General features: G+C 72.4%; 20 protein-coding genes, 1 pseudogene and 1 riboswitch. Of the genes and pseudogenes, 10 read left to right on the plus strand and 11 right to left on the minus strand.

Annotated features, from left to right (window positions below; translation table 11 throughout):
- Window positions 1–194 precede the first annotated feature (194 nt).
- Window positions 195–437, plus strand: a pseudogene (locus EDD29_RS48255) (hypothetical protein); the annotation flags it as partial.
- Window positions 438–538: 101 nt separating this feature from the next.
- Here the strand turns inward: EDD29_RS48255 and purH are convergent.
- Window positions 539–2,098, minus strand: a complete 1,560-nt coding sequence (purH, locus tag EDD29_RS38770; RefSeq protein WP_123669154.1) for a bifunctional phosphoribosylaminoimidazolecarboxamide formyltransferase/IMP cyclohydrolase — start codon at window positions 2,096–2,098, stop codon at window positions 539–541.
- Entirely contained in the window at window positions 2,095–2,760 is a 666-nt protein-coding gene (gene purN / locus EDD29_RS38775) for a phosphoribosylglycinamide formyltransferase (protein ID WP_123669155.1), read from the minus strand. The genes purH and purN overlap by 4 nt, the downstream gene beginning before the upstream one ends.
- Window positions 2,761–2,905: 145 nt before the next feature.
- Between purN and EDD29_RS38780 the strand changes: the two genes are divergently transcribed.
- The gene (locus tag EDD29_RS38780; RefSeq protein ID WP_123669156.1) at window positions 2,906–3,340 is read left to right on the plus strand and encodes a hypothetical protein; all 435 of its coding nucleotides are present in this window, start codon (window positions 2,906–2,908) and stop codon (window positions 3,338–3,340) included.
- Between the two features lie 33 nt (window positions 3,341–3,373).
- Here the strand turns inward: EDD29_RS38780 and EDD29_RS38785 are convergent, their stop codons facing one another.
- The 3 genes from EDD29_RS38785 to sucC all read right to left on the minus strand — a co-directional run bounded on the left by EDD29_RS38785 (window position 3,374) and on the right by sucC (window position 7,193).
- Window positions 3,374–4,948 (minus strand): cell division protein PerM, encoded by a 1,575-nt coding sequence (locus tag EDD29_RS38785; RefSeq protein WP_123669157.1) that lies wholly within the window; start codon window positions 4,946–4,948, stop codon window positions 3,374–3,376.
- Window positions 4,949–5,121: 173 nt separating this feature from the next.
- Window positions 5,122–6,009, minus strand: coding sequence for a succinate--CoA ligase subunit alpha (gene sucD / locus EDD29_RS38790; protein WP_123669158.1), 888 nt, complete (start codon window positions 6,007–6,009; stop codon window positions 5,122–5,124).
- Window positions 6,009–7,193, minus strand: a complete 1,185-nt coding sequence (sucC, locus tag EDD29_RS38795) for an ADP-forming succinate--CoA ligase subunit beta (RefSeq protein WP_123669159.1) — start codon at window positions 7,191–7,193, stop codon at window positions 6,009–6,011. Before sucC ends, sucD begins: the two co-directional genes overlap by 1 nt.
- Window positions 7,194–7,461: 268 nt before the next feature.
- On the opposite strand from sucC, the gene EDD29_RS38800 reads away from it, so the two are divergent.
- Window positions 7,462–8,823 (plus strand): glycoside hydrolase family 15 protein, encoded by a 1,362-nt coding sequence (locus EDD29_RS38800; RefSeq protein WP_246053229.1) that lies wholly within the window; start codon window positions 7,462–7,464, stop codon window positions 8,821–8,823.
- 26 nt (window positions 8,824–8,849) lie between these two features.
- On the opposite strand, the gene EDD29_RS38805 is transcribed toward EDD29_RS38800, so the two are convergent.
- Together EDD29_RS38805 and EDD29_RS38810 are read right to left on the minus strand one after the other, a co-directional pair.
- Window positions 8,850–10,619 carry a tetratricopeptide repeat protein gene (locus EDD29_RS38805; protein WP_246053230.1) on the minus strand — a complete coding sequence of 590 codons (1,770 nt, stop codon included), beginning with the start codon at window positions 10,617–10,619 and terminating at the stop codon, window positions 8,850–8,852.
- Window positions 10,620–11,031: 412 nt separating this feature from the next.
- Window positions 11,032–11,478, minus strand: coding sequence for an SRPBCC family protein (locus tag EDD29_RS38810; protein WP_123669161.1), 447 nt, complete (start codon window positions 11,476–11,478; stop codon window positions 11,032–11,034).
- Window positions 11,479–11,554: 76 nt separating this feature from the next.
- On the opposite strand from EDD29_RS38810, the gene pcrA reads away from it, so the two are divergent.
- Window positions 11,555–13,795, plus strand: a complete 2,241-nt coding sequence (gene pcrA / locus EDD29_RS38815) for a DNA helicase PcrA (RefSeq protein ID WP_123669162.1) — start codon at window positions 11,555–11,557, stop codon at window positions 13,793–13,795.
- Between the two features lie 4 nt (window positions 13,796–13,799).
- On the opposite strand, the gene EDD29_RS38820 is transcribed toward pcrA, so the two are convergent.
- Window positions 13,800–15,158 carry an LCP family protein gene (locus tag EDD29_RS38820; RefSeq protein WP_123669163.1) on the minus strand — a complete coding sequence of 453 codons (1,359 nt, stop codon included), beginning with the start codon at window positions 15,156–15,158 and terminating at the stop codon, window positions 13,800–13,802.
- 251 nt (window positions 15,159–15,409) lie between these two features.
- On the opposite strand from EDD29_RS38820, the gene EDD29_RS38825 reads away from it, so the two are divergent.
- The gene (locus EDD29_RS38825) at window positions 15,410–15,970 is read left to right on the plus strand and encodes an RNA polymerase sigma factor (protein WP_123669164.1); all 561 of its coding nucleotides are present in this window, start codon (window positions 15,410–15,412) and stop codon (window positions 15,968–15,970) included.
- Window positions 15,971–15,975: 5 nt separating this feature from the next.
- Entirely contained in the window at window positions 15,976–16,896 is a 921-nt protein-coding gene (locus tag EDD29_RS38830; RefSeq protein WP_123669165.1) for a hypothetical protein, read from the plus strand.
- A gap of 9 nt (window positions 16,897–16,905) precedes the next feature.
- Here EDD29_RS38830 and EDD29_RS38835 read toward each other — a convergent pair whose 3' ends face one another.
- Both EDD29_RS38835 and EDD29_RS38840 read right to left on the minus strand, forming a co-directional pair.
- Window positions 16,906–17,535, minus strand: a complete 630-nt coding sequence (locus EDD29_RS38835) for a LuxR C-terminal-related transcriptional regulator (RefSeq protein ID WP_123669166.1) — start codon at window positions 17,533–17,535, stop codon at window positions 16,906–16,908.
- On the minus strand, window positions 17,532–18,671 hold the full coding sequence (locus tag EDD29_RS38840; RefSeq protein WP_123669167.1) for an ATP-binding protein: 1,140 nt from the start codon (window positions 18,669–18,671) through the stop codon (window positions 17,532–17,534). Before EDD29_RS38840 ends, EDD29_RS38835 begins: the two co-directional genes overlap by 4 nt.
- Window positions 18,672–18,761: 90 nt before the next feature.
- Window positions 18,762–18,946: riboswitch (cobalamin riboswitch) on the plus strand.
- 57 nt (window positions 18,947–19,003) lie between these two features.
- Here EDD29_RS38840 and EDD29_RS38845 point away from each other — a divergent pair.
- From EDD29_RS38845 to EDD29_RS38860, 4 genes are all read left to right on the plus strand, one after another.
- A complete protein-coding gene (locus EDD29_RS38845; RefSeq protein ID WP_246053231.1) occupies window positions 19,004–20,032 on the plus strand; it encodes an ABC transporter substrate-binding protein in 1,029 nt (342 codons plus the stop codon).
- Window positions 20,029–21,054, plus strand: a complete 1,026-nt coding sequence (locus EDD29_RS38850) for a FecCD family ABC transporter permease (RefSeq protein WP_123669169.1) — start codon at window positions 20,029–20,031, stop codon at window positions 21,052–21,054. The genes EDD29_RS38845 and EDD29_RS38850 overlap by 4 nt, the downstream gene beginning before the upstream one ends.
- Window positions 21,055–21,127: 73 nt before the next feature.
- Window positions 21,128–22,420: a PspC domain-containing protein gene (locus EDD29_RS38855; protein ID WP_123669170.1), complete on the plus strand. Its 1,293-nt coding sequence runs from the start codon at window positions 21,128–21,130 to the stop codon at window positions 22,418–22,420.
- The gene (locus EDD29_RS38860; RefSeq protein ID WP_123669171.1) at window positions 22,410–22,607 is read left to right on the plus strand and encodes a hypothetical protein; all 198 of its coding nucleotides are present in this window, start codon (window positions 22,410–22,412) and stop codon (window positions 22,605–22,607) included. Before EDD29_RS38855 ends, EDD29_RS38860 begins: the two co-directional genes overlap by 11 nt.
- Before the next feature lie 3 nt (window positions 22,608–22,610).
- Here the strand turns inward: EDD29_RS38860 and EDD29_RS38865 are convergent, their stop codons facing one another.
- Window positions 22,611–23,027 (minus strand): cupin domain-containing protein, encoded by a 417-nt coding sequence (locus EDD29_RS38865; protein ID WP_123669172.1) that lies wholly within the window; start codon window positions 23,025–23,027, stop codon window positions 22,611–22,613.
- Window positions 23,028–23,129: the final 102 nt, after the last annotated feature.

The raw sequence follows: 23,129 nt of genomic DNA on the forward strand, positions 1-23,129 counted from the left end.
GACGGCGATGAGCGCGTCGGCGAGGTAGGGCAGGGGGTGGAAGCCGGTCTGGGCGAGTCCCGCGGCGCCGAGCGCCGCGGCGGCGATGCCGACGTTGAACGCGATGGCGGTGAGCGTCCCGGTCCTGGCCGCCCCTCGGGGTTCACGTCCAGCAAGGCGGCCCCGCCGACGACGACGATCGCGCCGATCCCGTCCGCCTGGAAAGGGTCCGCCGCCTGGCGGCGCACCCCGCCGCCGAGACCCCCTGCGCGGATCTCTACGAGGGCCTGAACCAGTCCACCGCCACCCACCACTTCAAGATCCTGGTCGAGGCGGGCGTGCTCCACCCCGTCATGGTCGGCCCCCCGCGGCCACCGCCGCCGCCGCCGCACCGCGCTCCACGACGCGGTACCGGGCTTTTGGAGTCGCTGCTGACGGCCCTGGAACGGGAAGGCTGACGGTTCGGGCAGGGCCGACGGCCCGGCCGACGTCCGGCGCGTGGAGGACGGAGAACGCCCCCGGCTCCGCGGTGACGGAGACGGGGGCGTTCGGGGTCGGGCTAGTGGAAGAAGTGGCGGATACCGGTGAAGTAGAGGGTGACGCCGGCCTTTTCGCAGGCGGCGATGACCTCTTCGTCGCGGATGGAGCCGCCGGGTTCGACGATGGCCTTGATACCGCCGTTGATGAGGATCTCGGGGCCGTCGGCGAAGGGGAAGAAGGCGTCCGAAGCCGCCACCGAGCCTTCGGCGCGGTCGGCGGCGCGGGTGACGGCGAGGCCGCAGGAGTCGACGCGGTTGACCTGGCCCATGCCCACGCCGACCGAAGCGCCGTCCTTGGCCAGGAGGATGGCGTTGGACTTGACCGAGCGGATGGCCTTCCAGGCGAACTGGAGGTCGGCGAGCTGCTCCGACGAAGCGGCCGGGCCGGCCTTGAGCTCCCAGTTCGCGGCCTCGTCGCCGCCCTCGGCGACCAGGTCGGCGGTCTGGACGAGGAGGCCGCCGCTGATCTGGCGGGTCTCCGCACGGGCCGTGCGGGGCAGGTCCTCGGCGACGAGGAGGCGGATGTTCTTCTTCGCCTTGAGGATCTCCAGGGCGGCGGGCTCGAAGCCGGGGGCGACGACGACCTCGGTGAAGACCGGGGCGATCTGCTTCGCCATCTCCTCGGTGACCACGCGGTTCGCGGCGATGACGCCACCGTAGGCCGAGACCGGGTCGCACTCGTGGGCCTTGCGGTGGGCCTCGGCGATGTCGGCACCGACGGCGATGCCGCACGGGTTGGCGTGCTTGATGATCGCCACGGCGGGCCCGGCGAAGTCGTAGGCGCTGCGCCGGGCCGCGTCGGTGTCGACGTAGTTGTTGTAGGACATCTCCTTGCCGTGCAGCTGCTCGGCGCCGGCGAGGCCGCCCTCGCCGGTGGTGTACAGCGCCGCCCGCTGGTGCGGGTTCTCGCCGTAGCGCAGCACGGCCTTGCGGACCCCGGTGGTGCCGGTGAAGTCGGCCCAGCCGGAGTCGGTGCCGACCTCGTCGGGCGCGTAGCCGTCGGCGAACCAGGACGCGACGGCCACGTCGTAGGCCGCGGTGTGGGCGAACGCCTGGGCGGCGAGCCGCTTGCGCTGGACCAGGTTGAAGCCGCCCTCGGCGACCGCCGCGAGCACGTCGCCGTAGGCCGACGGGGAGGTCACGACCGCCACCGACGGGTGGTTCTTGGCCGCGGCGCGGACCATCGACGGCCCGCCGATGTCGATCTGCTCGACGCACTCGTCGGGCGAGGCCCCCGACGCGACGGTCTGGGTGAACGGGTAGAGGTTCACCACGACCAGGTCGAACGGCTCGACCTCGAGCTCCGCGAGCTGCTTGACGTGCTCGGGGAGCCGCCGGTCGGCGAGGATCCCGGCGTGGACGCGCGGGTGCAGGGTCTTGACCCGGCCGTCGAGGCACTCGGGGAAGCCCGTCAGCTCCTCGACCTTGGTGACCGGTACCCCGGCCGCGGCGATCCGGCCCGCCGTGGAGCCGGTGGAGACGAGCTGGACGCCCGCCTCGTGCAGCCCTCGTGCCAGCTCCTCCAGTCCGGTCTTGTCGTAGACGCTGACCAGGGCCCGCTTGATGGCGATCCGGCTCACGGCTGGGTCCCCTCCTCGTTGTTCTCGGCGTCTGCGCCTTCGGTGGGCGCGCACACACTGCACTTCATGGACACGTGGCGTTCGTCACGGTGGGTCCAGCCATTACGGGCGAGCCTGCCGATGACGTCGATGAACAGCCGCCGCTCGACCTGCTTGATCTTCTCGTGCAGGGATTCCTCGTCGTCGTGCCAGCCGACCTTGACCGTCTCCTGGGCGATGATCGGCCCGGTGTCGACGCCCGCGTCGACGAAGTGCACGGTGCAGCCGGTGACCTTGACGCCGTAGGCCAGCGCGTCCCGGACCGCGTGCGCGCCGGGGAAGGCCGGGAGCAGCGCCGGGTGGGTGTTCACGACGGTGAAGCGGTCGAGGAACCGGGGCCCGAGGATCTTCATGAATCCGGCGGACACGACGAGGTCGGGTTCGTGCTCGGCGACCAGGGCCGTCAGGGCCTCGTCCCAGGCCGCACGGGAGGGGAAATCGCCCACCTGTGCGACGAATGTGGGGAGCCCCGCCCGTTCTGCCCGGTCGAGTCCGGCGATACCGGGACGATCAGCGCCCACGGCAACGACCTGCGCCCCATAAGCTGGGTCCGCGCACGCGTCGAGCAGCGCTTGGAGATTCGTCCCCGCTCCGGAGACGAGAACGACGAGCCGGGCGGTCAACGGAACTCTCCTGACGGAAGAACGTTACAGGTCAGGGGGTTGCTCCCCCGGACCGCGGCGGATGCGTCCGCCGCGAAAACTCTATCTTCCGCCAGGAAGATCCCATGCAGCGGCCGGGACGCCGCGAGAACCCAGGAGGACTTCGGTGAACGAGCAGGGCCCCGCGACCGCGGAGACCAAGAGCCGGGCGGGCCTGCGCACGCTCTGGCTGGGCCTCGGCGCCCTGATCCTCATGGTGTGGTTCCCGCCTGCGGGCTTCATCCTGGGCGTCGCGGCGGTCGTCGTCGCGGTCCGGACCCGTCGCGCGGCGAAGGGCACGAAGACCCCGGGGGTGATCGCGGGCGTGGTGATGGGCCTGATCGCGGTCCTGTTCTCGGCGTTCTCCCTGACGTTCAGCGCGTTCCTGTACCCGGAGCTGAGCGGTCTGGCCGAGTGCCAGCAGACCGTCAACACCGAGACCGACAAGCAGAACTGCAAGGACCTCTGGGTGCCGAAGATCGAGTCGAAGTTCGAGTCGGTGCTCCACCTGCCCGACGGCTTCCTCGAAAAGAACGACATCGATCTCGGGGCGTACTTCTGATCCCGTCGCGCTGATCCTGCGCCGCCGCGCCGGTCAGTCGCGGCGGCGCAGGATCGGCTCGGACTCCACGAAGGCGAAGGGGTCGTCATTGGGCGTCCGCCGGGGCTCGGGCTGGGGCGCCTGCGGGGCCTCGGGCGCGGGCGCGGCCTCCTCCGCCTCGTGGTCGTAGACGTACTCCGGTTCCGCCCTCTCCCGCCGGCTCCGGCCGTGGCTCCGGTCGCGCCGCCGCGAAGGGCGCTTCTCCCGGAACATCCACCAGTTGACGATCCAGGCCGCGCACGCCGCCGCGAGGCCCACTTCCAGCGCGGTGAGCAGCCCGACCCGCCAGGCCGACGGCCCCATCGTGGCCATCCGCTCGTCGCCCAGGGGCCCGCCCGCCAGGGCCGCGAGCCCGGTCATGACGGCCCCGGTGATCGCCCCCGACAGGAACCCCCACAGCGGCGCGGCCTCGTAGACGGTACTGGGGAAGGAACGCACGGTCAGCGCCCCGCCGACGATCCCCGCGACGAACGGCGCGAGCAGCGCGAGCAGGGAGAGCGCGGGCGCGGGCCCCGGGTCGGGCAGCGCCGCCAGGGGCGGGAAGGTCGGCAGCGCGCCGAGGAACACGCCGGTGGGCGACACGGTCGTCCCCGCGCCGACGGCGAAGCCGGGGCCCACCGCGAAGGAGACGCCCCAGATGATCGCGTTCGGCAGGTAGAGCAGCTCGACGAGCAGGAGCAGAACACCGCCCAGCCGTCCGGGGGCGAGCATGGCGTACAGGTCGGCGGCTTCGCGGTGGTGGACGGCCAGGGACGCCCCGACGAGGATCGCGCCCGCCGCGATGAGCACCGCGAGCGCGCCGAGCACCCCGGTGAGGACCGAGCGGGGCCGTTCCGGCAGGAGCCGCAGCAGTGCCCCGACGCCGGAGCGGACCCGGCCGCGTGCGGCGGAGATCGCCCGCGCCGCGCCGAGCCCCCCGGCGAGGATCGCCAGCGTGAACGCGGCGAGGAACGCCTGCCAGGGCGACGGCTTCAGGTCGGGCATCTGGGCGATGAGCGCGAGCGCTACGGCGAAGGTCGCGTAGGGCGCGGCGAGGAGCAGCGCCACCTGGAGGACGCCGACGCGCTGGCGGTACCGGCTCTCGGCGGCGCGGATGATCCAGCCGCCGCTGCGGTACAGCAGGGCCGCGGGCAGGAGGGTGAGCCCGAGCGGGAGGAGCCCGACCCGGCCGACCTCGGCGTCGAATCCGGCGTGGTGGGCGACGAGCCAGAAGTTGACGGCGAGCCGGAAGACCCCGGGCAGGCCGTCGCCGAAGGCGCCCTCGTGCGCGGAGGTGGCCCATCCGGCGAGCGTCACCGTGGTGAGGATCACCAGGCCGAGCGCGACCGACCAGGCCGCCGCGACCATGCCCGTCACGGCGAGCGGACGGGCCGGGGGCGCGCTGCCGCGCGGCGGGGCGGGCCGGGACGGCCGAGGACGCGCGGGTGGCGCGGCCTCCGTGGCCGGCTCCGGGACGTCCGGGGCGGCGGTCTCCGCCGGGTCGTCCGTGCCGGAGTCCGGCAGGGGCGGCGCGGTCTCCCCGTCGCGGACGACGCGGAGCCTTCGTCCTGGCTGCTCGGCGTTGCTCATGGGTTCATGCTGGCAGCCCCGCCGGACGCCCGCGCCGCGCCGCCCCGGCGTGTCGCATGACCTACCGGGCGAAAACCAGAAAACCCAGAAAAACAGGCCGCCCCCCGGAACGGAGGACGGCCTGTTCAGAACCTGACAGATCCGTCGAAACGGACCCGCCGAGCCGGTGAGGGCTACAGGTTCTTCATGATCTCGCGCATCAGGCGGGCGGTCTCGCTGGGGGTCTTGCCGACGCGGACGCCGACCTTCTCCAGCGCGTCCTTCTTCGCCTGCGCGGTGCCCGCGGAGCCCGACACGATGGCGCCGGCGTGGCCCATGGTCTTGCCCTCGGGGGCGGTGAAGCCCGCGACGTAGCCGACGACGGGCTTGGTGATGTGCTCGCCGATGTAGGCGGCGGCCCGCTCTTCGGCGTCGCCGCCGATCTCGCCGATCATCACGATGGCGTCGGTCTCCGGGTCGTCCTGGAACGCCTGGAGCGCGTCGATGTGCGTGGTGCCGATGACGGGGTCGCCACCGATGCCGACGCAGGTCGAGAAGCCGAAGTCGCGCAGCTCGAACATCATCTGGTAGGTCAGCGTGCCCGACTTGGACACGAGGCCGATCCGGCCAGCGGGGGTGATGTCCGCGGGGATGATGCCGGCGTTGGACTTGCCGGGCGAGGCGATGCCGGGGCAGTTCGGGCCGATGATCCGGGTCTTGCCGCCCTTCTGGACGGCCAGCGCCCAGAACTCGGCGCTGTCCTGGACCGGGACGCCCTCGGTGATCACCACGGCGAGCGGGATCTCGGCCTCGATGGCCTCGACGACCGCGTCCTTGGTGAACTTCGGCGGCACGAAGACGACGGACACGTCGGAGCCGGTGGCCTTGATGGCCTCCTCGACGGTGCCGAAGACCGGCAGGTCCTTGCCCTCGAGCGTCACCGTGGTGCCGGCCTTGCGCGCGTTGACGCCGCCGACCACGTTGGCGCCGGAGCGGAGCATGCGCGCGGCGTGCTTCGAGCCCTCCGAGCCGGTGATGCCCTGAACGATGATCTTGCTGTTCTCAGTCAGCCAAATGGCCATTACGCACCTACCGCAGCGAGTTCGGCGGCCCGGCGGGCCGCGTCGTCCATGGTCTCGACCTGCTCGACGCCCGCGAGCGCGGCGTCGTTGAGGATCTGTCGGCCGAGTTCGGCGTTGTTGCCGTCGAGGCGCACGACCAGCGGGCGGTCGACGGTCTCGCCGCGCGAGCCGAGCAGCTCGTAGGCGGCGACGATGCCGTTGGCGACCGCGTCACAGGCGGTGATGCCGCCGAAGACGTTGACGAAGATCGACTTCACCGACGGGTCGGAGAGGATGATCTCCAGGCCGGCGGCCATGACCTCGGCCGAGGCGCCGCCGCCGATGTCGAGGAAGTTGGCGGGCTTCGGCGAGCCCGGGAACTCCTCGCCCGCGTAGGCGACGACGTCGAGGGTCGACATGACCAGACCCGCGCCGTTGCCGATGATGCCGACGTTACCGTCGAGCTTCACGTAGTTGAGGTCCTTCTCCTTGGCCTTCGCCTCGAGCGGGTCGGCGGCGGCCTTGTCCTCGAGCTCGGCCTGACGCGGCTGGCGGAAGGAGGCGTTCTCGTCGAGCGAGACCTTGCCGTCCAGCGCCCGGACCTGGTCGTCGGCGGTGAGGATCAGCGGGTTGACCTCGACCAGCGTGGCGTCTTCCTTGGTGAAGACGGTCCACAGCTTGGCGATGATGTCCGCGGCGCCGTCGACGGCGACCTCGGGCAGCCGGCCGGCGACCGCGATCTCGCGGGCCTTGGCCGCGTCGACGCCCTCGAGGGCGTCGATCGCGATGAGGGCCAGCTTGTCGTGGGGGACGTCTTCGATCTCGACGCCGCCTTCGACGGTGCAGATCGACAGGTAGGTCCGGTTGGCGCGGTCGAGCAGGAAGGAGAAGTAGAACTCCTGCGCGATGGCGCTGCCTTCCTCGACCAGGACCTTGTGGACCGTGTGGCCCTTGATGTCCATGCCGAGGATCTGGGTGGCGAGGGCTTCGGCCTCGTCCGGGGTGTCGGCGAGCTTCACGCCGCCGGCCTTGCCACGACCACCGGTCTTGACCTGGGCCTTGATGACGACCTTCTTGCTGCCGGCCGCGAAGAGCTCGGTAGCGATCGCCTTGGCCTCTGCCGGGGTGTTGGCGACCTTGCCGGTGGGCACCGGTACGCCGTACTCGGCGAAGAGTTCCTTCGCCTGATGTTCGAACAGGTCCACGAGGACGTCCTTCTGCGGGATCGACGGGTGATGACCGCACGTGCGGTAATCACGGCGGTCCGCTCCGGCAGGCAAGCCTAGCCAACCGGCACCACAGCACCGGCCAGCGGGGTTGCTTACCGATGGGTAGACAGGGGAAAGAAACCTCTAACTAACGATTTGGTGGCCTCTGATCTACTAGCTGCGGATTTACCGGTGAATTCAGGGGGACTGGCCGATGTGGCGACGCCGGGCGCGGCTGACTGTGGCACTTATCACTTTGGCGGCGGTGGCCACGTGCAGCGCCCGCGATCCCCTTTCCGGCCCACCCGGATACGAGAGCCCCGGACTCGTCGGAGGCGGCGGCTGGCCTTACGCGCAGGCCGCCGTCAGTCCCGCGGACGCCGAGGGCGCCGCGTACATCCTGGACAGCTCCGTCCTGCGCCTCGCCGACGGCCGCGCGATGCTCATCCCGCACGGCGAGTCCGAGGCGGTGACCGTGCCTATCACCGATCCGCGCGTCGGGGCGGCGGTCAAGGGCGACCGCGACTGGCTGCGTTCTGGAACGGTCCCGGGCGGGTCGCTGGAGCACCGCGGGATGGCCGCGCGCGCCCTGCTCGACCTGCGGCTGCTGACGACCCCGACGGGCGCGTCCACCGCGTCCTGGTACGGCATGTGGAACTACGTGTGGCCGCGCGACGCCGCCTTCCACGCCGCGGCCTTCGCGGTGACGGGCCATCTGGACGAGGCCCGCTCGGTGCTCTCGTTCCTGGCCCGGGTGCAGGGCGGCGACGGGAGCTGGGACACCCGCTACCGGCCCGAGGGCAGCGCGGTGGACGACGGCCGCGCGATCCAGCTCGACGAGATCGGCTGGGTGCTGTGGTCCACGTGGTTCACCGCACGCTTCGCCGACGACGGCGAGTCGACCGCGCCGTGGTCGATGGTGCAGGCGGCGGCCGACTGGATCGCCGGGAATCTGGGCGCCGACGGGCTGCCCCCGGCGGGCTCCGACTACTTCGAGCGCAAGCCGTCGGCGGAGCAGGACCCGGACAGCCCGACGCTCGGGGTGTCCGCGCCGCTGCTCGTGGGACTGCGGTCGGCGACGGCGCTGGCCGCCGAGGGCGGGCACACCGGGGAGGCCGCGCGGTGGGGCGAGGCCGCGGGCGTCCTGGACGCGGCGATCCGGCGGGAGTACGGCCCGCACGGCTACCCGCGATCCCCCATCGACGGCGGCGACATGGACGCGTCCGTGACGTTCCTCGCACCGCCGTTCGCGCCGTCGGACCTCGGCGTGGACTTCGCGCTCGGCCGGGCCGTCGAAAGGCTCGGGCTGGAGAACGGCGGCCTGCTCCCCGGGGAGAACTGGGCGGGCACCGCCACCACCGCCTGGACGCCGGAGGTCGCGATGTTCGCGCTCGCCGACGCCTCCTCCGGCCGGACGGTCCAGGCCGGGTCCTGGCTGGACTGGCTCGCCGAGCACCGCACCTCCCTGGGCGTCCTGCCCGAGAAGGTCGACGACCAGCACCGCCCCGCCTCCGTCGCCCCACTCGGATGGACCGCCTCCCTCGTCGTCCTCGCCCTCCGCGCCCTCGCCGACCCCCTCCCCGTCCCCCCGGTATCCGGCACGACGGTCCATGAGGAAGCGGGATAAATCGCATCCGGCCTGGCGCGCTCGGGTCAGGCGGCGCCCGGAGGGGCCGCGGTGCCGGCGGCGGCGAGGGCCTCGGTGATCTCCTGGTCGTCCGGGGCGAGCGTGTGGGCGCGGGCCAGGTCGGCGGCGGCCTCCGCGGAGCGGCCTGCGGCGCGGAGGGCGAGGGCGCGGTTGAACAGGAGGCCCGGCTCCTCGGCGAGGTCGACGGCGTGGCCCAGGTCGGCGATGGCGGCCTCGACCTCGCCGCGCGCGTAGGCGAGCATGCCGCGGCCGGCCCAGGCGACCGCGAGCGACGGGTCGGCGCGCACCGCCCCGTCGAAGGCCGCGCGGGCCCTGACGGGATCGCCCGCGGCCTGCTCGATCTGGCCGAGCGCGCACAGCAGGTAGGGGTTGCCGGGGTCCACCGCGAGGCCGCGGTCGACGTCGGCGCGGGCCCGGGGGTACTCCTCGGCCGCGGTGAGCAGCCCGGCCCGGTTGACCAGGGCGTCGATGAAATCGGGGTCGAGTTCCAGCGCGTAGTCCAGGTCGGCGAGCGCCCCCGCGTGGTCGCCGCGCGCGTAGCCGATCTCGGCGCAGTTGAAGTAGGCCTCGGCGAAGGGCGGCCCGACGCGCGCGGCGGTCCGGTAGTCGGCGAGCGCCGCGTCCTCCCGGCCGAGCCCGGCGAGGATGTTGCCGCGGTCGATGTAGTAGTCGGGGTAGCCGGGGTCGGCGGCGATGACCGCGTCGAGGTCGGCCAGGGCCGCGTCCAGGTCGCCCGCCCGGACGCGCAACTGGGCGCGGTTGGCGCGCAGCACGAGCCGGTGGATGCGCTGGGCGCCGTCGGCCAGGTCGGCGTCGGCGAGCGCGATCGCCGCCTCGACCAGCTCCATGGCCTCGCCGGGCCTGCCGAGCCGCGACTTGATGAGCGCCTTGCCGTTCATGTCGAAGCCGAGCTTGACGGCCCGGTCGGCCTGCTCGGGCAGCAGCCCGCACAGCGCGATGCCGATGTTCACCCAGCCGAGCGCGGCCTCCAGGTCGCGGCGGGCCGGATCGTGGTGCCGGGTCAGCAGCATGGCGCTGGTGTAGGCCATGGTCGACTGCCTGGCCGGGTCGGTGGTGACCGAGCGGGCCATGCCGAGCACCTCCTCGGCCTCCTCTTCGCGTTCCAGCGCCCCGAGGCCGACGGCGACCGCGTGCACGATCGCCCACCAGTCGTCGCCGTCGGGTTCCGCGACGGCGAGGCCGCGCCGTCCCAGCTCGACCACGGCGTGGTGGCAGCCGCGCTCCTGGCACCACTCGACGGCCGCGCGGATCGCCGCGGACCCGTCCGCCGGGCCGTCCCAGAACGGCGCGGGCGCGGACCCCGCGGCGGGATCGGGCAGGTCGCAGACGACGACGGTGAGGTCGGGCACACGCCGGACGAGCACGTCGACGATCTCGCGGTCGGCCGGGTCGGCGGCGGCGTACCCGGTGACGAGGAAGGCGGCGGGCCCGGCGAGCGCGTCGCGGACGAACTCGGCGAAGCCGTTGGCGACGCGCAGGGTCCGCTGCGGCGCGGGGATGAGGATCCGCTCCGGCCGCGGGACCGTGTCCGACAGGGTCGCCCGGGCCAGCGGGACGGGCAGGTCCGGGGCTATCGCGCGCAGTTCGATGTCGCGGGCGGCGATCAGTTCGGCCGGCGCCCGGGGGAACAGCGCTCGGGCGAGCACCGCCGCGGCGGCGTACGGGCCTCCGGTGCCGCGGTCGGCGTCGGCGGTGGCCAGGAGCCGCGGAAGGCCCTGGGGAAGGACGGGCGTGTCGACCGTCAGGAGGGGCACGGATGTCTCCGGGTGGGGGGAAGCTCCGGGTTGGCAGGGAGGCGCACGAATTGGACCGGTCCCGTAGGGCACGGGACCGGTCCGTCGGTCACGCGTGTTTGGCGCTCGCCTTCCCCCGCAACGAAACCGTGCCCTTCTTGTGTACGACGACCTGCTTCACGACCATCCCTCTCTGGATACGGCGGAGCCCCGTCGACGCGGAACGCCCGGTCGACTGCTCGGTCGGGGCCCCCGCCCTGGTTCCGCCATAGATCAACAGAGAAGCACTATTGCGGCATTCGTCGTGGTTCTCTAAGTTCTGACCGCTTTCGGACAACTGTTACTAATTTGACGAAACCAAATGAAGAAGACCCCCTCAAATGAGGGGGTCCACAGGGTCCATGACTAGGGCAAAAGGTCCCGATCAAGCACTTCACCCATGCGCGGGACAGCCCGGCTCGCACCGCGCGGCGTGCCGGACGAGCAGCGTCGCGAGGACCCGCGCGGCGAAGGACAGCACGCCCCTGACGAGCGGGCCCGTGCCCGGGATGTACGGCGCCCCCTGGCCGTTCCACTCCACGAGCGTCCCGTCGCCCTTCGGGGTGAGCCGGACATCGGCCCGATAGCCCTTGATGGGCCGGGGGAAGAGCATGACGTACGCGTAGTGCTCATCTTGTGTGTAAGCCACACATTGCTCGCGCACCGGGAAAATGGCGCGGACCGCGCCGACCCCGTCGGGCTCCGGCGCCCCGTCGACGGCCCGGCGGGCCTTGGTCGGCAGGCGCATCCACACCGGCCAGGCCTCGGCGATCGCGAGGTGCCGGAAGACGCGGTCCGGTGCCGCCGCCGTCAGGGCGGAGAAAGTCGCGTTCTGGAGCATGCGCCGACTGTAAGGCTCTGCTTACGATGCCGACAAGAGGCCCCTCTGTCGGCGGTCGGCCATACACTCGAAGGTGATGTCGACTGCAACCTCGAACCCTCTCCTTGACGGGCTGAACCCGCCGCAGCGCGCCGCCGTGGTCCACGCCGGCGGTCCGCTGCTCATCGTCGCGGGCGCCGGATCCGGCAAGACCAGGGTCCTCACGCACCGGATCGCCCATCTCCTGTCGGAGCGGGACGTCCACCCCGGCCAGATTCTGGCGATCACGTTCACCAACAAGGCGGCCGGGGAGATGAAGGAGCGCATCGACGCCCTGGTCGGCCCCCGCTCGCGCGCCATGTGGGTGATGACCTTCCACTCCGCCTGCGTGCGCATCCTGCGCCGCGAAGCCTCCCGACTGGGCTACCCCAGCTCGTTCTCCATCTACGACCAGGCCGACTCCCAGCGGCTGATGGCCCTGGTCTGCCGCGAGCTGGACCTCGACCCCAAGCGCTACCCGCCCAAGTCGTTCTCCGCGCAGGTCTCCAACCTCAAGAACGAGCTCATCGACTATGAGACGTTCAAGGCGCGGGCCACCACGCACATGGACCAGACCCTGGCCGAGGCGTACGAGATGTACCAGGCCCGCCTCCTCCAGGCGGGCGCCATGGACTTCGACGACCTCATCATGACCACGGTCAACCTGCTGGAGATCTTCCCGGACGTCGCCGAGCACTACCGGCGGCGGTTCCGGCACATCCTCGTCGACGAGTACCAGGACACCAACCACGCCCAGTACGAACTCGTCAGGCGCCTCGCCGCGCCCGTCGAGGACCTCGGCCCGGCCGAGCTGTGCGTGGTCGGCGACGCCGACCAGTCGATCTACGCCTTCCGGGGCGCGACGATCCGCAACATCCTGGAGTTCGAGCGCGACTACCCGGACGCGACCACGATCCTGCTGGAGCAGAACTACCGCTCCACCCAGACGATCCTGTCGGCCGCCAACGCGGTCATCGAGCGCAACGGCGACCGCAAGCCCAAGCGCCTCTGGTCCGACCAGGGCGAGGGCGAGAAGATCACCAGCTACGCGGCCTCCAACGAGCACGACGAGGCCGCGTTCGTCGCGAACGAGATCGACAGGCTCGGCGACGAGTTCGCCGTGAAGCCCGGCGACGTGGCGGTCTTCTACCGGACCAACGCCCAGTCCCGGGTGTTCGAAGAGGTCTTCATCCGGGTCGGCCTGCCCTACAAGGTCGTCGGCGGCGTCCGGTTCTACGAGCGCAAGGAGATCCGGGACCTCCTGGCCTACCTCCGGGTGCTGGCCAACCCCGAGGACACCGTCTCGCTGCGCCGGATCATCAACGTGCCCAAGCGCGGCATCGGCGACCGCGCCGAAGCCTGTGTCGAGGTGCACGCGGCCCGGTCGCGGATCTCGTTCTGGCAGGCGCTGCGCGAGGCCAAGACCGTCCCGGGCCTGGCCACCCGCTCCCTCAACGCGATCAACGAGTTCGTCGCGCTGCTGGACGAGCTCCAGGCCATGGTCGCCGGGCACGGCCCCGCCGAGATCGTCCAGGCGGTGCTGGACAAGACCGGCTACCTGGCCGAGCTGCGGGCGTCCAAGGACCCGCAGGACGAGACCCGCGTCGAGAACCTCCAGGAGCTGGAGAACGTCGCGCGGGAGTTCGAGGACCTGTTCGCCGAGGGCGACGCCGACCGCGAGGAGGCCGACGCCCAGCCGCCGAACCAGCTGACCGCGTTCCTGGAGCGGGTCTCGCTGGTCGCCGACTCCGACCAGATCCCCGACGACGGCGCGGGCGTGGTCACCCTGATGACCCTGCACACCGCCAAGGGCCTGGAGTTCCCCGTGGTGTTCCTCACCGGCATGGAGGACGGCGTGTTCCCGCACCTGCGGGCGCTCGGCAACCCCAAGGAGCTGGAGGAGGAGCGCCGCCTGGCCTACGTCGGCATCACCCGGGCGCGGGAGCGGCTGCACGTCTCCCGGGCGCAGATGCGCTCGTCGTGGGGCGCGCCGCAGTCGAACCCGGTCTCGCGGTTCCTCAAGGAGATCCCGCCGACCCTGCTCGTCGAGAAGGCCGCGGAGCCGATCACGGCGCCCGCGCTGGCGTCGGCGGCCTCCCGCGCGGGGGCGCGCTCGCCCGGCAACCGCGCGGTGCCGAACCTCGCCGTCGGCGACCGCGTCACGCACGACAAGTACGGGCTCGGCACCGTCGTGGCGGTGGACGGCGTCGGCGACAAGGCCGCGGCGTCCGTCGACTTCGGCAGCGGCGAAGGGGTCAAGCACCTCGTGCTGCGCTGGGCCCCGATCGAGAAGCTGTAACGCCTCAGCCGCAGGTGGTCGCGAGGGAGTCCGGCTCGGCCGGCTCCGTCGCGGTCGCCTCGGCGGCCGGGGTCTCCGGCGCGGTCGTCGCGGCGGCCGGGCCGACCACCGCGGTCGGCTTCTTGGCCGGGGCCGGCTTGGCGGCCAGGGTCTCGGTGACCTTGGCGCGGATCAGCTCCCAGTCCGGGTAGGCGGTGCTGATCAGCGGCGGGACGAACTGGACGCTCCGCACGTCCTTGCCGCGGATCTTCTTCGACAGCCTGATCAGCCCGGGCAGCGCGTTGGACGGCAGGTCGGTGGAGACCGCTCGCTTGGCGGCGCCCGCGATGCCGTGGAACCTGGTGAGCAGCGTGCCCGGGTCGGCCTGCTGGGACAGCGCGTAGAGCAGGCACTTCTGCCGGCCCATCCGGTTGTAGTCGTCGCTGTTGGTGCGGGTCCTGCCGAACCACAGGGCCTGCTCGCCGGTGAGGATCTGGTCGCCCGCCGGGATGCGGCCCTGGCTCTGCTTGCCGTAGACCAGCTCCTCGGCAACGTTGATCCGGACCCCGCCGACGGCGTCGACGAGCTGGGCGAACCCGGCCATGTCCACCATCACGTAGTAGTCCACCTGGAGGCCGAGGACGCCCCCGACGGTGTCCTTGAGCAGGTCGGGGCCGCGTTTCCCGTCCGCGACGCCCGGGACGATGTCCGGGTGGTCCTCGGCCCACTGGAAGACCTCGTTGAGCAGGCCGGGGCTGCCCGCCCCGTCGCCCTGGAAGCCGTCGGGGAAGGCCGCCTGCGACACCGGGGTCGGCATCGGCACGTCCTCGAGGTTGCGCGGGAGGCTGAACAGCGTCGTGGTGCCCTTGCGGGTGTCGATGCTGGCGACCGTCATGCTGTCGGTCCGCACCCCCGGCCGGTTGGGCGCGGCGTCGGCGCCGATGAGCAGCAGGTTGATCCGGTCCACCCCGTTGAACGGGTTCTTCTTGGTGCCCTTGGCGAAGACGTCGTTGACGAGGTCCTGGGAGACCCGGGTCAGCTCGACCGCGTAGGCCAGCGGAGCGGCGACGGCGAGGCACAGCACGATGACGAACCCGACGAGCACGGGACGGCCCGTCGACACCAGCTGGTAGGAGCGCACGATCACCGCCGCCCAGATCGCGCCGGTCGCGACGATGCCGACCCGCAGCACGTTCAGCCACTGCGGCTGGACGAACCACTCGGTCGCGTCGTCGGCGAGCGGCCCGACCAGCACGAGCACGCCGACGGCCAGGGCGACCTGGAGCGCCAGCAGCAGCGCGCCGACCACCCGCCGCCCGGTCAGGAAATGGGCGGTGCCCCACGCCGCGGCGGAGGCCAGGGTGATCCAGATCGTGCGCTTCATCCCCGCCAAGATACCTTCGCCATCGGTCACGCTCCCGAACAGTAGATCAATAATGAAGACGTCTGACGGGGACGAAATGTTTGCCTTTCGGCCGAACCGCCCGATCTTCGTTCCCGAGCGTGAACCCCCGCGGCGGCTTCTGGAGAGAACATGACGTGACAGTTCTCCGAACACCTCCCGAGTCCCAGGACCCGGCCGAGCCGCCCCCCGAAGCGGCCGGTCCCCCGCGATCCGCACCGGCGGACCCGGCCATGTCCGACGCCGCCCTCATCGTCGCCTCCGCGGACCGACCCGAGCTGTTCTCCGGTCTCTTCGCCCGGCATGCCAACACCCTCTACCGGCACGTATCCCGACGAATCGGTCCGGAAGCCGCCGAGGACGTCGTCGCCGAAACCTTCCTGACCGCCTTCCGGAAACGGGCACGGTACAACTCCGCCTACCCCGACGCGCGGCCCTGGCTGTACGGGATCGCGACCCGGCTCGTGGCCCGCCACCGGCGCGACGAGATCACCCGATACCGGGCACTGGCCCGCACCCACGCGGAGTTCTCCGCGCCCGCCGACGACGAGCGCGTGGTGATGGATCTCACAGCCACCGCGGCCGGATCGGCGCTCGCCGCGGCCCTCGCCGGACTCGCCACCGGCGACCGCGACGTCCTCCTGCTCGTCGCCTGGGCCGACCTCACCTACGAGGAGACCGCCCGCGCCCTCGGCATCCCCGTCGGCACCGTCAGGTCCCGGCTGAACCGGGCCCGCCGCAAGACCCGCGCCGCCCTCGGCGGCAACCCCCTGACCGACCCGGACGAGGAGTGATCCCGATGGACGACCTGAAGCACCTGCGCGACCTCGGCCGCAGCCTCGAACACACCCCGCCGCCCCTGTCCGCCCCCGAGTTCACCGGCCGCGTCCGCCGCCTCCCGTCCCCGCGCGGCTGGCCCGCCCTGGCCGTCGCCGCCGCCGCGACCGCCGCGATCATCACCGTTCCGACCGTCCTCTGGTCCGGCGGCGAAGGCGCGAGCAGCCCGCCGGCCTCCGCTCCGTCCGCGAACCCGGCGGTCACGGCCACGACCGCCGAGACCGACGACATGACCGCCGTGCCGGTGCCCTCCGAGATCCACGACCTCTTGGAAGCGGCGACGGACCCGGCCTCCTGGCCCGCCGAGAAGTCCGCGAAGGGCCCGCTCACCGTCACCTACGCGCAGACCGCGGACGGCTGCGTCCTGGGCTCGCCCCCCGACCCCACCGGCAAGCTCTGCGACTCCTCCGACGCCGCCCTGCCGTCCCCGAAGGACCCCTCAGGGGTCTGGGTCGTGCGGAAGGGACCTCAGCGCGCGGCGCCGGAATTCGAGGGCAAGGGGGACGGGACCTCGGTGGAGGACGTCATCGAGGAGCTCAAGGAACTGGCGATCGACATCGAGAAGGGGGGATCCGGGAAGGACGGGCTCGTCGAAGTGCAGTTCCGCAGGATCCAGCAGATCCTCGCCGCGACCCTGCGCCCGGAGGAAGGCCGCCGCAAGCTCATCGACGCGCTCGGCGCCCTGCCCGGCGTCAAGACCACCGAGAACGCGACCGACTGGATCGGCCGCTCCGCGACGTCGTTCGGGATCGACGGGTCCGACGGGGTGCTGCGGGAGATCTTCGTCGACCCGGAGACCGCCCATTACCTCGGCCTCCGCGAGACGAAGGGGCAGAAGGTGACGGACGGCTCGGCCGTCCTCGACCTGGCTCCCCCCGCGTAGCCGGGGCGGTCAGACGAGGCGGCGGGCGGCGGCCCAGCGGCTCAGCTCGTGCCGGTTGGAGAGCTGGAGCTTGCGCAGCACACTGCTGACGTGCGTCTCGACGGTCTTCACCGAGATGAACAGCTCCTTGGCGATCTCCTTGTAGGCGTAGCCGCGCGCGATGAGGCGCAGCACCTCGCGCTCGCGCGCGGTGAGCTGGTCGAGTTCGGGATCGGCAGCGGGGGCGTCGGTCGCACTGAACGCGTCAAGGACGAATCCCGCCAGGCGGGGGGAGAACACCGCGTCTCCCTCCGCCACCCGGCCGATCGCGGCGGTCAGCTCGGGGCCGGAGATGGTCTTGGTCACATAGCCGCGCGCCCCGCCCCGGACGACCCCGATGACGTCCTCGGCCGCGTCCGACACCGACAGCGCGAGGAACCTGGTGGTCTTGGACGGCAGGACCCGGCGCAGCACCTCGACCCCGCCGCCGCCCGGCAGATGGACGTCCAGGAGCACCACCTCGGGCAAGGTCGCCGCGATCACCGAGACGGCCGAGTCGACGTCGGCGGCCTCGCCGACGACCTCGATCTCCGGACCCAGTTCGGCGCGGACCCCGGTCCGGAACATCTGGTGGTCGTCCACCAGCACCACACGCGTCACTTCTTCAGCTCCAACCTGATCTCGGTGCCATCACCGGGGGCGCTGCGCACCCGGGCGGTACCGCCGTGCCGTTCCATCCGGCCGATGATCGAACCCCGCACGCCCATTCTGTCGGCCGGGACCCCTTCGAGGTCGAACCCCTTGCCCCGATCCCTGACGAAGATCTCCAGATCGTCGCCGGAGACCTCGGCGTAGACCGAGACGTTGGGGGCGCCGGAGTACTTGGCGGCGTTGACCATCGCCTCGCGGGCCGCCTGGATCATCGCGCCGATCCGGTCGTCGAGCGGGCAGTCGCCGACGCAGACCACCTCGATCGGGACGCCGTGCAGGTCCTCCACCTCGGCGGTCGTCTCCTGGACGGCCGCCGCGAACATCCGGGACGAGTCGGATTTGGGCTGGTACAGCCAGGCGCGCAGGTCGCGCTCCTGGGACCTGGCGAGCCGCGCGACCTCCTTCGGGTCGTGCGCGTTGCGCTGGATGAGGGTCAGGGTGTGCAGCACCGAGTCGTGGATGTGCGCCGCCACCTCGGCCCGCTCCTGCGACCTGACGCGTTCGGCGCGCTCCGCGTCGAGTTCCTGCCAGAGCTTCACCAGCCAGGGGGTGATCACGACGGTCACCCCGGTGAGGATGATCGCGGTGGCCAGCAGCACCTGCGGGATGTCCTGCGGGGACACCCGCTGCGCGAAGAACCCGCCGATCCCCGCCGTCACCAGCAGCGCGCCGAGGAGGCTGCGCCACCACATGCCCTGCGGCAGCGAGACGAAGCGCTCGCGCTGGTCGCGCCCCGCCTGCTGCCAGAGGATCACCGCGCCGATCCCGACGACCAGGACCGGCCACAGGGCGATCTGGGCCAGCCCCGACACCCCCGTCAGCAGCGAAAGGCCGCCGCCGAGGAGCGCGTAGGCGAGCAGCTGCGCCGGATCGCGCCTGCGCCGCTCCTCGTCGCGCGCGGGGGTGAGAATCCAGAACGCGGCATAGGCCGCGATCCCGTACACCCCCGCCGCGCCCAGCACCACGAACGCCAGCCGCACGACAACGGGCTCCAGCCCGAACTGCCCGGCCAGCCCCGCGCACACGCCGGCGAGCAACCTGCCGTCCCGGCGGCGCTCCAGCCGGACGATGCCCTCTGACCCCATCCCCCGATTCCACACCCTCCACGGCCCGCGCGCATCGGGGAACCACCCCCATTCCCTCTCAGGGTCGCGTCAGGGTGGCCCGGAGCCTCCTGATAGCTTCGCCGGGCCAGTCGCGCCCGTTCTGCACGGGCCAGGGAATCCGGTGCGAATCCGGAGCTGACGCGCAGCGGTGAGGGTGACGGGCACGGCATCAGGCCACTGGGGAGCGATCCCCGGGAAGGCGCCGTGTCCGGCGGAACCCGAGTCCGAAGACCTGCTGGCGGCCTCCTCCGGGAGGCGTCCCCCGTACGGACGGGCTCCGCGCTTGAGCCCTCGACGCCAGAAGGATCACCGTGCCCTTCGCACGCCCCACCGCCTGCCTCGCCCTGCTCGCCGTCCTCGCCGCGGGCTGCGCCGTCGATTCCGGAAAGGCGGAGACCACCGCGTCCGGGCCGTCCGGCTACCCGCTCACCCTGGACAACTGCGGGGCGAAGACGACCGTCGAGGCCGCGCCGCGGCAGGCCGTCTCGCTCAACCAGGGCGTCACCGAGATCCTGCTGTCCCTCGGCCTCGCCGACCGGCTCGCCGGGACGGCGACCTGGACCGACCCACTGCCGGAAAGCCTCACCGGGGCCGACGCAGGCGTGCCGCGCCTCGCCGAGAACGCCCCGTCGTTCGAACGCGTCCTGGCCGCCGAGCCCGACTTCGTCGCCGCGTCCTTCGCCTCCACGCTCGGCACGGGCGGCGTCGCGGAACGGGACAGGTTCGAGCAGCTGGGCGTGCCGACCTACCTGTCGCCGTCGGACTGCGTCGGCAAGGACAACGGCGGCACCGGAGACGGGTCCCGCACCACCCCGCTGACCATGGACGCGATCTACGGCGAGATCCGCGACCTCGCCCGGATCTTCGGCGTCCCCGAGCGCGGCGAGGACCTCGTCGCCTCGCTCCGGGGCCGCCTCGAGGCCGCCGCGGACAGTGCCACCGGCGCGGACGTGTCGGTCATGTACTGGTTCGCCAACGCCGAGGCACCGTATCTCGCGGGCTGCTGCGGCGCGCCCGGCGTCATCACGAACGAGCTCGGGCTGCGGAACGTGTTCGACGACACCACCGACGAGTGGCCGCAGATCAACTGGGAGACCGTCGCGGAACGCGACCCGGACGTCCTGGTCATCGGCGACCTCACCCGGAGATCACAGACCGCCGAGACCGCGGCCAAGAAGATCGGGTTCCTTGAGGGCCACCCCGTCACGCGGGAGATGACGGCGGTCAAGAACCAGCGGTACGTGCTGCTCAGCGGGCAGGCGATGAACCCGACGATCCGGACGGTCGAAGGCGTCGAGCTCGTCGCCGAGGCGCTGCGCCGCTTCGGGCTCGCCGGGTGAGAGCCGCGCCGCGCGGACCCCTGCTGTGGACGGCGGGGGCCGTCGCCCTCGCCGTCTCGGTGGCGATCGCGATCACCATCGGCCCCGCCGACCTCACGGTGCCCGAGGTCGGGCGGGTCGTCGCGGCCCATCTCGGCTTCGGCGCGGCCGACCTCACGCCGATCCGGGACGGCATCGTGTGGGAGCTGCGCCTGCCCCGGACGCTCCTGGCCGCCGTCTGCGGGGCGGGCCTCGCGGTGTGCGGCGCGGTCATGCAGTCGCTGCTGCGCAACCCGCTGGCCGACCCGTTCGTCCTCGGCGTCTCCTCGGGCGCCTCGACGGGGGCCGTCCTCGTCGTCGTGCTCGGATTCGGCGGCGGCGTGCTGTCGGTCTCCGGAGGCGCGTTCGCGGGCGCGATCCTCTCGTTCGGGCTCGTCCTGCTGCTGGGCCTGCGGGTCGGCGGCAGCACCGACCGGGTGGTGCTCTCCGGCGTCGCCGCGATGCAGCTGTTCTCCGCGCTCACCTCGTTCATCGTCCTGACCTCGGCCGACGCCGAGACCACCCGCGGCGTCCTGTTCTGGCTCCTCGGCTCCCTCAGCGGCGCGACCTGGACCGACGTCCGGGTCTGCGCGGCGGTCCTCGCGGTCGTCCTCTTGATCTGTCTGAGCAACGCGCGCGACCTGGACGCCTTCGCGTTCGGCCAGGACGCCGCCGTGGCCCTGGGCGTCCGGGTCGCGCGGACCCGGATCGTGCTGCTGTGCGCGACGGCGCTGCTCACCGCGGCCCTCGTCAGCGCGGCGGGCGCGATCGGGTTCGTCGGCCTGGTCCTTCCGCACGCGACCCGCGCGCTCACCGGGCCCGGGCACCTCCGGCTGCTGCCCGTCAGCGCCCTGACCGGGGCGATCTTCCTGGTCTGGGTGGACACCGCGGCCCGGACCGCCTTGGACCCGCAGGAGGTGCCCGTCGGGGTGGTCACCTCGCTGATCGGGGTCCCGGCGTTCGTGATCATCCTGCACCGCACCTCGCGGCGCGGGGCCCGGTGACGTCCCGGGAATCAGGGTCGGGTCAGGGCTGTCCCGGATACCGCGGCGGGAAGGGGCAGGGGACCATGGGGGCATGACGACCGACAGGCTGGCCCGGGGGGCCGACGGACGCCTCGTCGCCGGGGTGTGCGCCGGGCTCGGCGGGTACACGCGGATCGACCCCCTGGTGTTCCGGATCGGGTGGGGGGTGCTGGTCTTCGTCACGTGGACCGCGATCCCGCTGTACATCCTCGCGGCGGTCCTGATGGCCGAGCCCGATGGCGGTCCGGGACTCGTCGAACGCAGTGCCCGGCGCGTCATGACCGGGTCCGCGGTGCTCTCGCTGCTCGGCGTGGCGCTCGCGGGCGGGGTCGTGCTCGACATCGTGCTCAGCGGGGCGACCGGCGGGCTCGACGCGGGCGTGCTCGGGGCGCTGATGATCGTGCTGCTCATCGGGATGATCGCGCAGACCCGGGGGGTCGACCTCGTCGAAGCGGCGCGGACCCTGCCCGACGGGCTGCGCGGGGAGCCCTTGGGCCCGGAGCCCGCCAAGGCGTCCGGCGCCGCCGGCGTCACGGGCGGCCCGCGCCCCGCCGCGCAGGCGGAGTGGATCGACCTCGCGACGCTGCGGCCCATCCCCGCCCGGCCGCTCGGCGGGATCGGCGTCGACCTGAGCGCGCCCGCCGCGGCCCCGGGAGCCGTTCCCGGGGCCGCGGTCCCGCCCCCCGGAGAGGTCAAGCGGCCCGCAGGAGCCACCTCGCCCTGCGGCCCGCGCAAGCGCGGCGGCAAGTGGCTGACCCTGACCACCCTGGTCCTCGCGGGGGCGGCGGCGGCCGCGGTCGGGAACAACGCCGGCCTCAGCCAGGACCACCTCCAGCAGCTCGCGCTGAGCGCCGCGCTCGCCGTCGTCGGCCTCGGCCTGGTCACCGGGACCTGGTTCGGCAGGCCGCGCGGGCTCGTCGGGGTCGGCGCCCTGCTGTCGCTGGCGCTGCTCACCAGCACCGCGACCACCGAACTCCCGGCCGGCAGCCGCTTCGGCGACGTCGAGTGGCGGCCCGTCGACCCGGGATCCACCCAGCCGTACCGGATCGTCGCGGGCACCGGAAAGCTCGACCTCACCACGCTCGCGCTGACCCCGGGCGCCCGCTACCGGGTCGACGCGCGGCTCGGCCTCGGCGGCATCCGGATCGTGCTGCCCGCGCACGCCCGGGTCGAACTCCACGCCGCGACGGGCCTCGGCGACATCACCGTCGACAAGAAGATCAACAGCGGTCCGCGGGTCAAGGTCGACCAGGTGCTCGACGGGTCGGGCCAGAACCCGCCGACGCTCGAGGTGCACGTCAAGGGCATCGTCGGCGATGTGGAGGTGGTGCGCGGTGGCGCATAAGACCGATCCGGGAGCCTTCGTCGGCGGGGTGTTCTTCCTCATCGTCGCCGCGCTGTTCGGCGGGGCCGCGCTGTCCTGGGTGGACCTCGCGCCGATGCGGTACCTGCTGCCCGCGCTGGCGGTCGGTTACGCGGTGGTGCTGCTGGTCCGCGGGCTCAGCCGCGGCCGCCGCGAAGATCGGGCGTAGCGGTCAGGCGTAGGCGTGCAGGGTGACGGCGTAGCCCTCACCCGGGTTGACGACCTCGTGCATCCGGTCGCCCGCCTGCACCCGGACCCGGTTGGCGCGCAGCGGCCGGGCCGTCGCGCCGTCGTCGCCGACGACGACCTCGGCGAGCTCGCCCGCGATCACCGCCATGACCTGGAGGTGGCCGCCGTGGTCGTGCGCGGACAGCCGGAAGCCGGGCGGCCAGATGATCAGGGTGAGCCCGTCCTCGAGTTCGACCCGGATCCGCTCGCCGGGCACGAAGGTGACCAGGTGCCACCAGGCGTCGGGGCGGGCCGCGGCCTGACTGACACGCCAGGCGAGCTGGCCGACGGTCGGCGGGGCATCGGGGTTCACCGGGGCGATCGGAGCCATGGTGATGTCAGGAAAAGTCTCGGCCTTCAACGAAGATCCTTCGGGTGGTCGACTGACGGGGCGGAATACGCGGGTCAGCGACAACAACACGAGAAGGCGGAGAACATGGGGCAACTGTACCCGGCATCGCGG

It is taken from the genome of Actinocorallia herbida (assembly GCF_003751225.1).
GTDB classification, from domain to species: Bacteria; Actinomycetota; Actinomycetes; order Streptosporangiales; family Streptosporangiaceae; genus Actinocorallia; species Actinocorallia herbida.

Bases quoted from the DNA above. Each gene is read 5' to 3' on its own strand.
- EDD29_RS38810 (WP_123669161.1), bottom strand. From the start codon at position 11,478: ATGCTCCAGAACGCGACTTTCTCCGCCCTGACGGCGGCGGCACCGGAC.
- EDD29_RS38820 (WP_123669163.1), bottom strand. From the start codon at position 15,158: ATGAAGCGCACGATCTGGATCACCCTGGCCTCCGCCGCGGCGTGGGGC.
- EDD29_RS38785 (WP_123669157.1), bottom strand. From the start codon at position 4,948: ATGAGCAACGCCGAGCAGCCAGGACGAAGGCTCCGCGTCGTCCGCGAC.
- EDD29_RS38825 (WP_123669164.1), top strand. From the start codon at position 15,410: ATGTCCGACGCCGCCCTCATCGTCGCCTCCGCGGACCGACCCGAGCTG.
- EDD29_RS38830 (WP_123669165.1), top strand. From the start codon at position 15,976: ATGGACGACCTGAAGCACCTGCGCGACCTCGGCCGCAGCCTCGAACAC.
- pcrA (WP_123669162.1), top strand. From the start codon at position 11,555: ATGTCGACTGCAACCTCGAACCCTCTCCTTGACGGGCTGAACCCGCCG.
- EDD29_RS38855 (WP_123669170.1), top strand. From the start codon at position 21,128: ATGACGACCGACAGGCTGGCCCGGGGGGCCGACGGACGCCTCGTCGCC.
- sucD (WP_123669158.1), bottom strand. From the start codon at position 6,009: ATGGCCATTTGGCTGACTGAGAACAGCAAGATCATCGTTCAGGGCATC.
- EDD29_RS38840 (WP_123669167.1), bottom strand. From the start codon at position 18,671: ATGGGGTCAGAGGGCATCGTCCGGCTGGAGCGCCGCCGGGACGGCAGG.